Genomic DNA, 14,862 nt, shown 5'->3' on the forward strand with positions numbered 1-14,862 from the left:
ATAAAACAGTTACTTTTGCGCTTTGTAATTCTATTACAAAAGTAGCTATTTATTTAAACCTGTATTGTAACAATTGTAACAAAATGCTGAATATTCATAATCTTTCTATTTCTTTTCAAGGGACCTATCTATTTGAAGATATCACGTTCAAATTAAGTCCTGGAGACCGTATTGGTCTTATCGGAAAAAATGGAGCAGGAAAATCTACAATGCTTAAAATTCTTTCTAAAGAAATTGAGCCAGATTCAGGACAAATAGCTGCTGATAAAAATCTAAGTATGGGGTTCTTAAAACAAGATATAGATTTTGTTTTAGGACGTACAGTTTTAGAAGAATCATACCAAGCTTTTCATGAAATTAAAGCTTTAGAACTTAAAATAGATGAAATTAATCATCAGTTGGTTGAACGTACAGATTACGAAAGTGAAGGGTATAATCAATTAATGATCGACCTTAATGATGTACAACATAAATACGAAATTATTGGAGGTTATAACTATCAAGGTGAAACCGAAAAAATTCTTCAAGGTTTAGGTTTTAAACGTGAAGATTTTAATAAACTTACCGATACCTTTTCGGGAGGTTGGCGTATGCGTATTGAATTAGCAAAACTATTATTACAAAATAACGATATCTTACTACTGGATGAGCCTACCAATCACTTGGATATAGAGTCTATCATTTGGTTAGAGAATTTCTTAAAAGGATATTCAGGAGCTGTAGCTATTGTATCGCACGATAAAATGTTTTTAGATAACGTGACCAATCGTACTATTGAAATTTCATTAGGTAGAATTTACGATTATCCAAAAGCATACTCTCAGTTTTTAGTACTTAGAAACGAGCTAAAAGCACAACAATTAGCTTCTCAAAAAAATCAGCAAAAACAGATTGAACAAACCGAAAAGTTGATCGAGAAATTTAGAGCAAAAGCTTCTAAAGCAACTATGGCGCAATCACTGATTAAAAAATTAGATAAAATTGACCGTATTGAAGTTGATGAAGATGATAACAGTGTAATGACACTTAATTTTCCAGTATCAATTACACCAGGTAAAGTGGTTGTTGAAGCTGAAGGAATTTCAAAAATATATGGTGACTTACAAGTTTTAAAAGACATCGATTTAAGTATTGAGCGTAATACAAAAACTGCTTTTGTTGGTCAAAATGGACAAGGGAAATCTACTTTAGCAAAAATTCTTGTTGGAGATTTAAAACATACCGGACATTTAAAACTTGGTCATAATGTACAGATTGGATATTTTGCTCAAAATCAAGCCGAATATTTAGATGGTAGCAAAACGGTTTTAGATACCATGATTGATGCAGCCAATGAAACCAACCGAAGTAAAGTACGTGATATTTTAGGGTCATTTTTATTTAGAGGTGAAGAGGCAGAAAAATATGTACGTGTATTATCTGGAGGGGAACGTAACCGTTTGGCATTAGCTAAATTAATGTTACAACCACTTAATGTGTTGATAATGGATGAGCCTACCAATCACCTGGATATAAAATCTAAAAACGTATTAAAAGAAGCTCTAAGGAAATTTGAAGGAACTTTAATATTAGTATCTCACGATAGAGATTTCTTACAAGGATTAACCGATACGATTTATGAATTTAAAGATCAAAAAATAAAAGAATATTTAGGAGATATTGACTACTATTTAGAGCAACGTAATGTAGATAACTTACGTGAAGTTGAAAAACGCGATGTGGTTAAAGAACAACCTAAAGAAAGTAATAAACATACGTACAAAGAGCAGAAAAAACTTAAATCTTTAAGTAACAGATTGAGTAATACTGAAGCAAAAATTAATCAAGTAGAAAAAGATATTAAAAAGTTAGATCAGGAATTAGCCGCTAATTATGATGTAGTTGCCGCAAAACCTGGATTTTTTGATAAGTATCAAGCTAAAAAAGATGATTTAACCCAATTAATGGAAGATTGGGAGGCTATACAAGAAGAGATTGATAATATAGAATCTTAATAGTTCAGATTTAAGTTTACTTTAACAACTTAAAACTAAACAGAACGCTTCCTTTTACGTCTAACGTTATATATAACCAACCTCCATAATGAGAAAACTTATACTTACAATTTTAGGCGTATTGCTTATTGTTGCGTCAATTTTTATTGCATACCTTTTAATTCAAAATAAACATAAGGTAAAACCAGTACCAAAAAAAGTAGTAAAAACTGTTTTTGTTGATACGGTAAAGAATGCAACAATACCTATTATAATTCCTGCAAACGGAAACCTTACAGCAAAACAACGTGTAGAGTTGTATGCTGAAGTAGAAGGTGTGTTTTCTTCGGGGTCAACCTTATTTAAACCAGGACAAGAATACAAAAAAGGGCAATCGTTAATTCGTATTAATGCTTCGGAATATTATGCAACTGTACAATCTGCAAAAAGTGAATTGTATAATGCGATCACTGCGGTTATGGCAGATTTAAGACTAGATTTTCCTGAAGTATTTGCTAAATGGGAAACCTATCTTAAAGGCTTCAATTTAAACAAAAGCACGCCAGAACTTCCACAGATGACTTCCGATAAGGAAAACTATTTTATTACAGGTCGTGGTATTGTGTCGCAATATTATAATGTGAAAACTTTAGAGCAACGTTTATCTAAATATACTATTTCGGCACCTTTTAACGGGATTCTTACCGAAGCTTTAGTTACCGAAGGAACTTTAATTAGAGGCGGACAAAAATTAGGAGAATATATTAATCCTGCAGTTTACGAAATGGAAGTCTCTATTAGTAAATCTTACGTGTCACTTTTAAAAGTAGGCGAAAATGTAGTACTGAATAATCTTGAAGGCACGCAAACATTTAAAGGAATTGTTTCTCGTGTTAACGGAAGTATTGATGCTACTACCCAAACGGTAACGGTGTTTATTGAAGTTAAAGATGATACCTTAAAAGAAGGAATGTATCTAGAAGCACAATTAAATGCAAAACAAGAAGAAAATGCTATTGAAATAGATAGAAACTTACTTCTAGAAACTCAAAATATATATGTAGTTAGAGATAGTGTTTTGGATGTAATTCCTGTAAAACCTATCTATTTTAGTGATACCAAAGTGGTACTTAAAGATGTGCCAAACGGAAGTGTTATTTTATCAAGTCCTGTTCCAGGAGCGTATGCTGGTATGTTGGTGAAAGTTTTTGAAGATACAGCAACAACCCAATCAAACGACTAAGATGAGAAAAATAATTTCGTATTTTATAAAATATCACGTTGCTGTTACTGTTTTTATATTAGCATTTACAGTATTCGGTATTATTGGATTGTACTCGTTAAAGTCTTCGTTTTTTCCATTAGTAGAATCAAAAATAATTACCATTCAAATAGCTTATCCTGGTGCGTCTCCTCAAGAAATTGAAGAAGGAATTGTACTTCAGGTAGAAGATAATTTAAAAGGATTAACCGGTGTAGATCGTGTTACGTCAACTTCAAAAGAAAATAGTGGAACCATTACTGTTGAAATTGAAAAAGGCGAAAGCATAGATTTTATGCTTTTAGAAGTTAAAAATGCGGTTGATCGTGTGCCATCTTTCCCTACCGGAATGGAACCTTTAGTGGTTGCAAAAACCGAAAATGTAAGAGAAACTATTTCATTCGCTATTAGTGGAACAAATATTCCGTTGGTCACTTTAAAACAAATTGGACGAGAAGTTGAGAACGATTTAAGAGCTATTGAAGGGATTTCGCAAGTAGAAGTTTCTGGGTATCCAGAAGAAGAGATTGAAATTGCCGTTAACGAAAATAGTTTGTTAGCTTATAATATTACTTTTAATGAAGTGGCAGATGCCGTAAGTGCTTCAAATATTTTGGTAACCGGTGGGAATATTAAAACTGATGCCGAAGAATATTTAATTCGTGCCAATAACAGATCGTATTACAGTAAAGATTTATCTAATGTTGTAGTTCGTGCAAGTAACGACGGTAAAACAGTACGCTTAAAAGATGTAGCGATTTTACGAGATCGTTTTTCTGAAACGCCAACTGTTGCCTATTTTAATAAAGAGTTATCCGTAAATGTAAGTGTTACTAGTACAGATAATGAGGATTTAGTGTCTTCCGCAGAAAAAGTTAGAGATTATATAGAAAATTATAATCAAGTTCATAATAATGTGCGATTAGATGTGATTGATGATCGCTCGGTAACTCTTAATCAACGTACACAATTACTTACAGAAAATGCTATTGTAGGGATGCTATTGGTACTCCTTTTCTTATCGTTATTTTTAAATACACGTTTAGCCTTTTGGGTAGCTTTTGGTTTGCCAATTTCATTTTTAGGAATGTTCATATTCGCCGGTCAATTTGATGTCACCATAAACGTATTATCTCTTTTTGGGATGATTATAGTTATTGGTATTTTGGTGGATGACGGAATTGTTATTGCCGAAAACATCTACCAGCATTATGAAAAAGGAAAAAGCCCTGTTGATGCCGCTATTGATGGAACTTTAGAGGTTATTCCTCCTGTAGTTTCAGCAATCATTACAACACTATTAGCATTCTCTACATTTTTATTTTTAGAAAGTAAGATAGGGGAGTTTTTTAGTGAAGTTTCGGTGATCGTTATTCTAACATTAGTGGTGTCGTTAGTTGAAGCACTCATCATTTTACCAGCTCATTTAGCCCATTCAAAAGCTTTACGTCGTGATAAAGAAAATGACGATGCTCCAAAATCTAAAATGAAACAGTTTTTTGCCAAAATGCGAGGAATTAATGCTTATGGTGATCGCTTAATGACGTTTTTAAGAGAACGTTTATATGTGCCAATTTTAGACTTCGTTTTTGAATTTAAAATATTATCCTTGGGAATTTTTGTAGGTGCATTAATCTTAACTATCGGTGCAATTGGTGGTGGTGTTATTGGAGTTACTATTTTCCCTAGTGTTGCCAGTGATAGTGTGTCTATTCAATTGGAAATGCCTAACGGAACAAATGTAAAAGTGACCGATTCAATTATTAATATGATTGAAGAAAAAGCATATATTGTAAATGAAGAATTTACAGAAACATACTTAGAAGGTACTGATAAAGTTTTATTTGTAAACACTATTAAAACATTAAATAGTGCTTCAAGCGCAGCATTAAAAATTAATATGTTGCCAGGAGAAGAACGTCCTAACGAAATTAGTTCAGCCATGGTGGCTAACAGGTTAAGTGATTTAGTTGGTTCTGTTGTTGGAACAGAACGATTAATTTTTGGTTCGGGAGGAAATTTTGGTGGAAGTCCAGTGTCTGTTTCTCTATTAAGTAATAATATTGAAGAATTAAAAGCCGCAAAAATAGAATTGAAATCTGTTTTAGAAGCAAATCCTTTATTAAAAGATGTTGCCGATAATGATCCTGCCGGAATTAAAGAAATACGATTAGAACTTCGTGAAAGTGCTTATTTATTAGGTTTAGACTTACAAAATGTGATGAGTCAAATTAGAGGCGGATTTTTTGGAGTACAAGCACAACGTTTTCAAAGAGGACAAGATGAAATTAAAGTTTGGGTGCGTTACGACATTGCAAACAGAGCATCAATAAATGACTTGGATGATATGCGAATTGTAACACCATCAGGCGAGCGTGTTACATTAAAAGATATTGCGAGTTATGTTATTGAACGTGGCGATGTAGCTATAAATCACCTTGAAGGACGTAGAGAAATACAAGTATTTGCAGATTTAAAAGATCCAAGTACAAGTACTACAGATATTATTGATGATATAAAATCTCGTGTTATGGTAGATTTAAAATCAAAATACCCTACACTTTCTGCATCCTATGAAGGTCAAAACAGAGAGAAAGACAAGCTAAATAGCTCATTAAAAAGTGCGGGATCCATAATTATTCTGCTTATTTATATCACGATTGCTTTTACTTTCCGTAGTTTGAGTCAGCCTTTATTATTACTATTATTAATACCATTCAGTTTAACAGCAGTAGCTTGGGGACATTGGTTATTAGGTTTTCCAGTAAACGTATTGTCGTTATTAGGTATTATTGCTTTAATAGGTATTATGGTAAATGATGGTTTGGTATTGATAGGTAAATTCAACACCAATTTAAAAGAAGGATTAAAATTTGATGACGCTTTAAAAGAAGCTGGTAAATCTAGATTTAGAGCAATCTTTTTAACCTCATTAACCACAATAGCTGGTTTAGCTCCTTTATTATTAGAAGAAAGTCGTCAGGCGCAATTTTTAATACCAATGGCGATTTCCATCTCTTTTGGAATTGCTTATGCTACAGTTTTAACATTATTGGTATTGCCTTTATTTTTATCATTCAGTAATTCTATTAAGCAGAAAACAAAATGGTTAATTACGGGTAATAAAGTAACTAAAGAAGAAGTTGAACGCGCTATTAAAGAGCAAAACGAAGAAGATAATGAACATTAAAATCATCATACAAACCTTTACGCTGTTTTTTGTAATTACAGTATCGGCACAAGAATCTTTACCCGTTTCAAAAGCGGTTTCATTAGCTTTAGAAAATAATTACGGAATTAAAATTGCTAACAAAAGTGTAGAAGTTGCCGAAAATAATACTAGTATTTTAAATTCTGGCTATTTGCCAACGCTAACAGGAAATGCAGGTGCAAATTATAATTTAGATAATAATGAATCTGAATTTTCATCTGGTGATGTTACCACTTTAAATGGAGCTGAAAGTTCAAACTATAACGCTTCTTTAAATTTAAATTATACCCTTTTTGATGGACAAGGTAGGCGTTACGACTACAAGCAACTTAAAGAAGAATATCAGTTGTCTGAATTAGAAGCTCGTGAAACTATTGAAAGTACTATGATTGAGTTGTTATCTGTTTATTATACCGTAGCAAAACTTACTGAAAATGCAAATGCCTTACAGGAAACTCTTGAGATTTCAAAAAACAGATTAACACGTGCCGATTATCAATTTGAATATGGACAAAGTTCAAAATTAGAAGTTCTTAATGCTGAAGTTGATATTAATAACGACAGTATTAATATTATTAATGAACGACAAGAATTAAAGAACTCTAAACGTGATTTAAACTTTGTTCTAGGTAATGTGCTGCAATCTAACTTTAAGGTTGATACCCTTGTTACTTTTGCTTTTGGATTAGATAAGGCAGATATGTTAGAGAAAATGAAACGTAATAATGTTTCGTTATTACAGTTAGATAAAAATATTTTAATTGGAGAGTATGATATCAAATCTAACAAATCATCTTATTTACCAACCTTGGATTTAATTGGATCTTATGGCTGGAATAAAAATAATAACAATGGCGCTTCATTTGTATCTGTATCTACAAATACAGGTTTAACAGGAGGTTTGAGCTTGAGTTGGGATATTTTTGATGGCGGAAGTACAATCACTAACGTAAAGAACGCAAAGATTAATCTTGAAAGTCAGCAACTTCAAAAAGAACAAATTTTAATTGATGTTGAACGTAATTTTAATAACGCTTGGGACGATTATCAAAATAAATTAATCATTTACCAAGTGCAAGAACGCAATATTGTTACAGCTAAAAATAATTTTGAACGTACTAATGAGAATTTTAAATTAGGACAAGTTACTTCTATTGAGTTTCGTCAAGCCCAGTTAAACCTACTAAATACTGAAGTTAGTAGAAATCAAGCTAAATATGATGCTAAGTTATCTGAACTTGAAGTATTGCAATTAAGTGGTGAATTATTGAATGTAAACTTCTAATTTTATTACTAAATTATAGCTGCTTTTAGTTAAAACATGAATTTGTATTCGTCTTGTTTTTAGGTGATTACTAATAGATTTTTTTGCTTATTTTTGACAATTAATTGTTTTTACCGAAATCTTAAAAACCTGTTTTTTAGCTAGTTGAATTCTTGTTTTTTATTTTAAGGTTACCGTTCGTCGAAAAAAGTTGGTAGTTTAGCGATATGTGTCTATATTCGTAATATAAATGTATCCCTCACAAATATTACATATTATGAAACTATTTAAAATCACCTTATTATTCTGTTTAATGACAGTGCTTTCTTTCGGGAATATTTCTTTAAAAGAAAAAGAAGCTTTAGTAGCATTACATAATGCAACAGAAGGTGAATCTTGGTTTACAGCTTGGGATTTGAATGCTCCAGTATCTACTTGGTATGGAGTTGTTATTAAAAATGATCACGTTGTAGAATTAAATTTAGAGTTTAATAACTTACAGGGAAATTTACCAATCCAAATAGGAGATCTAGTTCATATTGAAAAAATTAATTTCTTCAGAAATAACATTACAGGAAACCTTCCTAATACAATCTCAAATTTAAAAGCTGTAAAAGAAATTAATATTGCTTTCAATAAACTTACTGGAGAATTACCTGAAGCAATTAGTCAATTAGAATCTTTAGAAGTGTTAGAGTTATTTATGAATAGAATTGAAGGAATTATTCCGGTATCTATTGGAAACTTAACAAACTTAAAAACACTGTCGTTATACAATAATAATATTACAGGAGGTATTCCCGATTCAATTGCATCTTTAACAAACTTAAACGAGTTAATGATAAGTAGTAATAGACTTACAGGGAAACTACCTAGAAGCATCTCAAAATTAAAGGAACTTAAAGTTTTAAGTGTATTTGATAATAATTTATTAGGTGTTGTACCATCATCAATAGGAGAGTTGGCTAATTTAGAAGAGTTGGTATTATCTAACAATGCATTTTACGGAAACCTTCCAAATGAATTAGCAAACCTTTCAAATTTGAAAGTTTTACTTCTAGGGAATAATGGTTTTAAAGGTGATTTAGTATCATTACAAGAAAAATTTCCAAATATTATAGATTTTGATATCGACCATACAAATTCTAGAGGAACCATAGTGACTTTAGATTCAGAGGATTAAGTTGTAAAAACATATAGCTTTAAAAAAATCAACAAAAAAATGTTGATTTTTTTTTGAAATATAGTTGGTAGTCTTAAAAAGAGTCGTATATTTGCAGTCCGAAACAACAACATCGACATTATGAATCGAAAGTTAAAAGCTAAGGTTTGTGTTTCAAATTAACATCGCGGGATAGAGCAGTAGGTAGCTCGTCGGGCTCATAACCCGAAGGTCACTGGTTCGAGTCCAGTTCCCGCTACTAAGTTTAAAGCTTGTGAATAAGCGGTTTAGGTAACTAAACCGTTTTTTTTATGCCTACATTTAAGCAATTAATTAACTTTGCATACAATAGTGAATACGAAAGTGCATACGATTTGTTACAAAAAAGAAATTTTTCCGACCCCAAAATATATACAGCAAAAGGTGATATAAAAAAACGCTGGTATGTTTATTTTTCCTATCGAAATCCTAAAACAGGAAAGTTAAAAAGAGTCACTCCTATATATGGAGATGCAAATACATATAAAACAAAAGAAGCACGATTAGAGGTTTTAACCGTTTACCGAAAAGTTTTGTTGAAGTTACTTAAAGAGGGGTATAATCCTTTTGAAGATAATACAGTATTATTCGAAAAGCAAAATAAAGAGACTAGTGTAAAACCAGCAAGCTCAAAAACAAATACATTAGAAGTTAAGAAAGATGTTGTGGTGCTTGAAAAAGAAGTAGCGGAAGTAAAAGAACCGTCGATGTCTATAAAAGATGCTTTTGCTTTTGGATTGAAGCTAAAAGAGAAATTATTAAGTAAGACGACTAAACGATCTTATGAAAATAGAATAAGTAATTTTCTGAAATGGATTAAGGAATCTCATCCAGAGGTTACCAATATAGATCAACTTAACAGAAAGCTCGTAACAGGTTTTTTAAATCATGTTCTAGATAATACAAGTGCACGTAATAGAAATAACTTTAGAGTTGATTTAAGTAGTATTATACAGGTTTTAGAAGATAATGATATTGTGCCTACTAATTTTATAAAACGAATTCCTGTATTAAAAACTATCCCACAAAGAAATAAGACTTACACCAAAGAAAAGCAGGAAGAGATTTACGAATACCTAGAATCTAAAGATGCTTTGTTGTTATTGTATATTAAGTTTATATCCTACAACTTTTTAAGACCAATAGAGGTTTGTAGATTAAAAGTAGGTGATATAGACTTAAAAAATAAAGTGATTAAGTTTAAAGCGAAGAACAGTCCTTTAAAAACTAAAATCATACCCGATTTATTAATAAACGATTTACCTGATCTTTCAGAAATGGATGCTTCTCTTTCTTTATTTACACCAGATAAAATAGGGGGTGAGTGGACTACGAGTGTAGATAATAAACGAGATTATTTTTCAAAACGTTTTAAAAAGGTTGTTAAAGATCATTTTGAACTAGGCACAGATTATGGTTTATACAGTTTTAGGCATACTTATATAACAAAACTTTACAGAGCGTTAGTAAAAGGATCTTCTCCTTTTGAAGCAAAAAGTAAATTAATGTTAATAACAGGTCATTCGTCAATGTCTGCTTTACAAAAATACCTTAGAGATATTGATGCGGAGCTTCCAGAGGATTATTCAGAATTATTAAAATAGAACTATGGAGTTAGAAAAACTATTTGATAAACTATGGAAAACTCTTTATAAGCCTTTCATATTTTATATACCAAAACAATTGTTTCCTGATACAGACGATGAGGCATACTTTAATCTTATTATTTTTATTGATAGTGAGGGTTATGATAGCGAGTTAAAAGAGCAGTTGACTAATTATAAAATCCTTTCTAAGGATATGACTTTGGCTGAAAATATATTCAAGTTGATTGATGTGCGACATCGTTTATCAAAAACTCAATTTGATTTCTTATTAGAGAAATATATGGGGCACGTTAATTTTTTGGTTCTCGTTTCTCAATGGATGCAAAACAATGTTTGTGCAGATGTGAAAATATTAAGAGAGGAAACTGAAAATGCTTTTTATTCGCAAGCCACGATGTTTTTAAAGCATTTTGACGACATACAATCTAAAGTATTACAAATGGAAGCTCCAATAGTAAAAGAGCAAATAGATGTTCTTAAATTTATTAAAAGTGACTTATCAGATATCAAATCAGCTTTGTCTTTAAATAAAGAAACAGAAAAAATTATAAAACCTTTAGAGGTGAAAAATAAACCAAGAGTAACTAGGGCAAAAAAGAAACAACCTTTAATAACAAAAGAAGCGGCAGAAACCTTTTTGTTAGAAACGGTTTTTAATATAAAGCAGGTATAATTATTATAAATAAAAGAACAATGTCTAAAGGAGTAGTGCAACCTTCTATAAACTTAAAACTATCAGAAGAGTTAAAGAGAAGGATTAAGGAGAAGTCAGATTTTGAAGGCCTAACTGTGTCTAAGTATATTCGTGAATTATTGTCTAATTATTTTGATGGAACACTTTGTGTTGAGGAGAAAGAGGTTGTTAAAGAAGATACTTTTTTCACTTCTATTGATTTTTTACAATTAATTGTATGGATGTATTCTAAACGGAATAAAAACTCTTTTCAGGAAACTGAAGAAGATCTTGATAGGTATATTAGAATTTTGAAGAAAATAGAAATGCATCTCCCTAAAAATTTATCTATAGAATTTGATAAAGTATTATTAGATATACTTAGAGTTAAGAATGAAAAATCTAAGTATTCTAAGAATTATGAATTTGCAAGATCTTACTCTTCAAGTCCAGAGTTTAATTTTATGCTTTTAGAAGCGTATTTACTTACTATTAAATAGCTGTGTATTTTATAAAAAAAAGCGATGATATTTAGGTGATATTATTAGTGATAAAAAAGTGATAAATAATTATCACTTTTTTGTTTTTGCTCTTTTTATGTTTTAAAAGATTGTTTAAGTGTGTTTATTTATGTGTTTAGCTGTGTTTTTGGTAAAACAATGATTATTTAATAGTGATAATTTTGAAAGTAAACGAATTGTTTTTTACTTCGAATAATGTATTCTTGTTCTATTTTATTACTTTAGTAAATATCCTGTAAACTAGTTAGTTGAGTTTTTGTTAAATCTATTAAACTTTATGATCAACTATGTTAAAAAAGACCCTACTTATTGAAAAAAAGAGTAAAATAACAACTCAAAACCTACAGCTTAATATTAAAAGTGAAACACGAAATGCTACAATACCTATTGAAGATATAGGTTTTATTGTTGTAGATAATCCTGAAATTTATATTAGTATTCCTGCGCTAAATTTACTTGTTAGCAATAATACAGCAGTTATAATATGTGACAATACGCATACACCTAATGGTTTATTTTTAAACTTAAATAGTCACCATATACAGCAAGAAATTTTTAAGCATCAAATAAATGCAACTGCACCGCTTAAAAAGCAATTATGGCAGCAAACTATAAAAGAGAAGATTAAAAATCAGGGAATATTACTTCAAAAAATAACAGGAGCTTCTAACAAGTTTGAATATCTAGAAAGCAAAGTAACCAGTGGAGATACAACAAATATGGAAGCCGTTGCTGCTAGTTTTTATTGGAAATCTTTCTTTCAATTAGATTTTAAACGAGAACGCTTTGGTAATTACCCTAATAATTTTCTTAATTATGGATATGCTATTTTAAGAGCTGCAACAGCAAGAGCGCTTTCTGGAAGTGGCTTATTAAATACTTTGGGAATACATCATAAAAGTAAATATAATGCATTTGCTTTAGCTGATGATATTATGGAGCCATATAGACCTATAGTTGATGAAGTTGTTCATACTATAATGGCGCACTATGATGAACAAGAATTAAATACCGAAATAAAATCTGTACTACTTAATATATTAACACGAACTGTATATTTTAAAAATGAAAAAAGCCCACTCATGGTGGCGTTACAAAAAACAGCAAGCTCACTCCAACAATGTTATACTGGTAAGCGTAAGAAAATAACATATCCAAAATTATGGAATTAAACGGTTATAGAATTATGTGGTTATTTGTTTTCTTTGATTTACCAACAGACACTCCTAAAGATCGTAAAAATGCATCAGGATTTAGAAAAAATTTACTAAAAGATGGTTTTAACATGATGCAATATTCTGTTTATATGCGACACTGTGCTAGTAGCGAAAGTGCTGATGCACATGAGAAAAGAATAAAACGTTTACTACCTCCTTTTGGAAAAGTGAGTATTTTAAGAATTACTGATAAGCAATTTGGAAATATTATGAATTTTTGGGGTAAGACAGAAGTTGAAAAAGAACGGCAACCAACTCAATTAGAGTTGTTTTAAAATAAAAAAATGCTTCAATATTGCCTTATCACTGCAATAAAGAAGCATTTTTTTAATCGATATTTATTCTTAACCCTTTAGTTTATAGAGGGTTTTGAGATAACTAATATCGTGTTTTCTAATCTTTAATCAAACCACAACTTAGGCTGTCCTAACATCTCAATTAATATAAATATCGTGTTTTCTAATCTTTAATCAAACCACAACCATTGTCTTTGCCAATAATAGCAGCATAGAAATATCGTGTTTTCTAATCTTTAATCAAACCACAACCAAAATATACTACATTCTTTTTGGTCGTTTAATATCGTGTTTTCTAATCTTTAATCAAACCACAACCTTTAGAATGGATAAATAGTAATATTCCTAATATCGTGTTTTCTAATCTTTAATCAAACCACAACCAATAAAATTAGCATACGCGCTCACTATTCAATATCGTGTTTTCTAATCTTTAATCAAACCACAACCATAATACATACCTCCTTTTTTGTACATTCAATATCGTGTTTTCTAATCTTTAATCAAACCACAACTCTTTGAGATAATAAATATTAATCAAGACTAATATCGTGTTTTCTAATCTTTAATCAAACCACAACTTAACGGGCGAACTCTTCGGCAATATATCGAATATCGTGTTTTCTAATCTTTAATCAAACCACAACACTATCTTGTTTTGCTAACGTACCGTTATCAATATCGTGTTTTCTAATCTTTAATCAAACCACAACAAAGCGATAGGTATATTTAATGGAGTTAGCAATATCGTGTTTTCTAATCTTTAATCAAACCACAACATTGTATCACCAATATAATCACCTGTTAGAAATATCGTGTTTTCTAATCTTTAATCAAACCACAACTTCACAGGAGCTATAAAAGGCGCTGCGGTTAATATCGTGTTTTCTAATCTTTAATCAAACCACAACAGTTGAACCGCTTGGAGTGATTGCATTGGCAATATCGTGTTTTCTAATCTTTAATCAAACCACAACTAATTATGAAACCTACAAAAAGATATGATTAATATCGTGTTTTCTAATCTTTAATCAAACCACAACCTTAAAGGTTGAGGGTGTGACGCTGGATTTAATATCGTGTTTTCTAATCTTTAATCAAACCACAACCTTTCACTTGCAGCATTAGCCACAAAAAAAAATATCGTGTTTTCTAATCTTTAATCAAACCACAACTTTGGGGTGGCAATTATTTTTTTGATTTAAATATCGTGTTTTCTAATCTTTAATCAAACCACAACTTTGCTTATAAACCAAGATGCGAAACTAACAATATCGTGTTTTCTAATCTTTAATCAAACCACAACCCCCGTTAAGGTTTAGAGCGTTCCAAGTATAATATCGTGTTTTCTAATCTTTAATCAAACCACAACACTTTTGAAGGAACACCAGCAGAAGGTGAAAATATCGTGTTTTCTAATCTTTAATCAAACCACAACATACAAAGACGCTGCAATTAATAAAATATTAATATCGTGTTTTCTAATCTTTAATCAAACCACAACAACTTTTTTCTACTGAATTTGTTATACCAAAATATCGTGTTTTCTAATCTTTAATCAAACCACAACCTCGCTAAAGCTAATAATTCAGTTTCTTTTAATATCGTGTTTTCTAATCTTTAATCAAACCACAACAG

The 14,862-nt window shown here is 30.7% G+C and carries 10 protein-coding genes, 1 tRNA gene and 1 CRISPR repeat array (1 of these 12 running past the window's edge); all 11 genes read left to right on the forward strand.

Annotation, left to right across the window (positions count from 1 at the left end; translation table 11 throughout):
- The first annotated feature begins 83 nt into the window (after window positions 1-83).
- The gene (locus tag ACU4C5_RS08420; RefSeq protein ID WP_446843757.1) at window positions 84-1,994 is read left to right on the forward strand and encodes an ABC-F family ATP-binding cassette domain-containing protein; all 1,911 of its coding nucleotides are present in this window, start codon (window positions 84-86) and stop codon (window positions 1,992-1,994) included.
- An 88-nt stretch (window positions 1,995-2,082) separates the two neighbouring features.
- The gene (locus ACU4C5_RS08425) at window positions 2,083-3,216 is read left to right on the forward strand and encodes an efflux RND transporter periplasmic adaptor subunit (RefSeq protein ID WP_446843758.1); all 1,134 of its coding nucleotides are present in this window, start codon (window positions 2,083-2,085) and stop codon (window positions 3,214-3,216) included.
- A 1-nt stretch (window position 3,217) separates the two neighbouring features.
- The gene (locus ACU4C5_RS08430) at window positions 3,218-6,424 is read left to right on the forward strand and encodes an efflux RND transporter permease subunit (protein ID WP_446843759.1); all 3,207 of its coding nucleotides are present in this window, start codon (window positions 3,218-3,220) and stop codon (window positions 6,422-6,424) included.
- The gene (locus tag ACU4C5_RS08435) at window positions 6,414-7,730 is read left to right on the forward strand and encodes a TolC family protein (RefSeq protein WP_446843761.1); all 1,317 of its coding nucleotides are present in this window, start codon (window positions 6,414-6,416) and stop codon (window positions 7,728-7,730) included. Before ACU4C5_RS08430 ends, ACU4C5_RS08435 begins: the two co-directional genes overlap by 11 nt.
- 256 nt (window positions 7,731-7,986) lie before the next feature.
- Entirely contained in the window at window positions 7,987-8,892 is a 906-nt protein-coding gene (locus ACU4C5_RS08440) for a leucine-rich repeat domain-containing protein (RefSeq protein WP_446843762.1), read from the forward strand.
- Window positions 8,893-9,057: 165 nt separating this feature from the next.
- A tRNA-Met gene (locus ACU4C5_RS08445) sits at window positions 9,058-9,130 on the forward strand.
- A gap of 52 nt (window positions 9,131-9,182) precedes the next feature.
- Window positions 9,183-10,514, forward strand: coding sequence for a tyrosine-type recombinase/integrase (locus tag ACU4C5_RS08450; RefSeq protein WP_446843763.1), 1,332 nt, complete (start codon window positions 9,183-9,185; stop codon window positions 10,512-10,514).
- Window positions 10,515-10,518: 4 nt separating this feature from the next.
- Entirely contained in the window at window positions 10,519-11,190 is a 672-nt protein-coding gene (locus ACU4C5_RS08455) for a hypothetical protein (protein ID WP_446843764.1), read from the forward strand.
- A 20-nt stretch (window positions 11,191-11,210) separates the two neighbouring features.
- Window positions 11,211-11,690, forward strand: a complete 480-nt coding sequence (locus ACU4C5_RS08460; RefSeq protein WP_446843765.1) for a hypothetical protein — start codon at window positions 11,211-11,213, stop codon at window positions 11,688-11,690.
- A 308-nt stretch (window positions 11,691-11,998) separates the two neighbouring features.
- Window positions 11,999-12,883, forward strand: coding sequence for a type II CRISPR-associated endonuclease Cas1 (gene cas1 / locus ACU4C5_RS08465; RefSeq protein WP_446843766.1), 885 nt, complete (start codon window positions 11,999-12,001; stop codon window positions 12,881-12,883).
- The gene (gene cas2 / locus ACU4C5_RS08470) at window positions 12,874-13,203 is read left to right on the forward strand and encodes a CRISPR-associated endonuclease Cas2 (RefSeq protein WP_446843767.1); all 330 of its coding nucleotides are present in this window, start codon (window positions 12,874-12,876) and stop codon (window positions 13,201-13,203) included. Before cas1 ends, cas2 begins: the two co-directional genes overlap by 10 nt.
- Before the next feature lie 105 nt (window positions 13,204-13,308).
- A CRISPR array of direct repeats spans window positions 13,309-14,862; the repeat unit is 36 nt; unit sequence AATATCGTGTTTTCTAATCTTTAATCAAACCACAAC (it continues 724 nt past the right edge of the window).

Source organism: Lacinutrix undariae, assembly GCF_052934785.1.

What these genes read in the sequence shown, in the direction of transcription:
- ACU4C5_RS08430 (WP_446843759.1), top strand. Translation starts at nt 3,218, where the DNA reads ATGAGAAAAATAATTTCGTATTTTATAAAATATCACGTTGCTGTTACT.
- cas1 (WP_446843766.1), top strand. Translation starts at nt 11,999, where the DNA reads ATGTTAAAAAAGACCCTACTTATTGAAAAAAAGAGTAAAATAACAACT.
- cas2 (WP_446843767.1), top strand. Translation starts at nt 12,874, where the DNA reads ATGGAATTAAACGGTTATAGAATTATGTGGTTATTTGTTTTCTTTGAT.
- ACU4C5_RS08435 (WP_446843761.1), top strand. Translation starts at nt 6,414, where the DNA reads ATGAACATTAAAATCATCATACAAACCTTTACGCTGTTTTTTGTAATT.
- ACU4C5_RS08455 (WP_446843764.1), top strand. Translation starts at nt 10,519, where the DNA reads ATGGAGTTAGAAAAACTATTTGATAAACTATGGAAAACTCTTTATAAG.
- ACU4C5_RS08460 (WP_446843765.1), top strand. Translation starts at nt 11,211, where the DNA reads ATGTCTAAAGGAGTAGTGCAACCTTCTATAAACTTAAAACTATCAGAA.
- ACU4C5_RS08425 (WP_446843758.1), top strand. Translation starts at nt 2,083, where the DNA reads ATGAGAAAACTTATACTTACAATTTTAGGCGTATTGCTTATTGTTGCG.
- ACU4C5_RS08420 (WP_446843757.1), top strand. Translation starts at nt 84, where the DNA reads ATGCTGAATATTCATAATCTTTCTATTTCTTTTCAAGGGACCTATCTA.
- ACU4C5_RS08440 (WP_446843762.1), top strand. Translation starts at nt 7,987, where the DNA reads ATGAAACTATTTAAAATCACCTTATTATTCTGTTTAATGACAGTGCTT.
- ACU4C5_RS08450 (WP_446843763.1), top strand. Translation starts at nt 9,183, where the DNA reads ATGCCTACATTTAAGCAATTAATTAACTTTGCATACAATAGTGAATAC.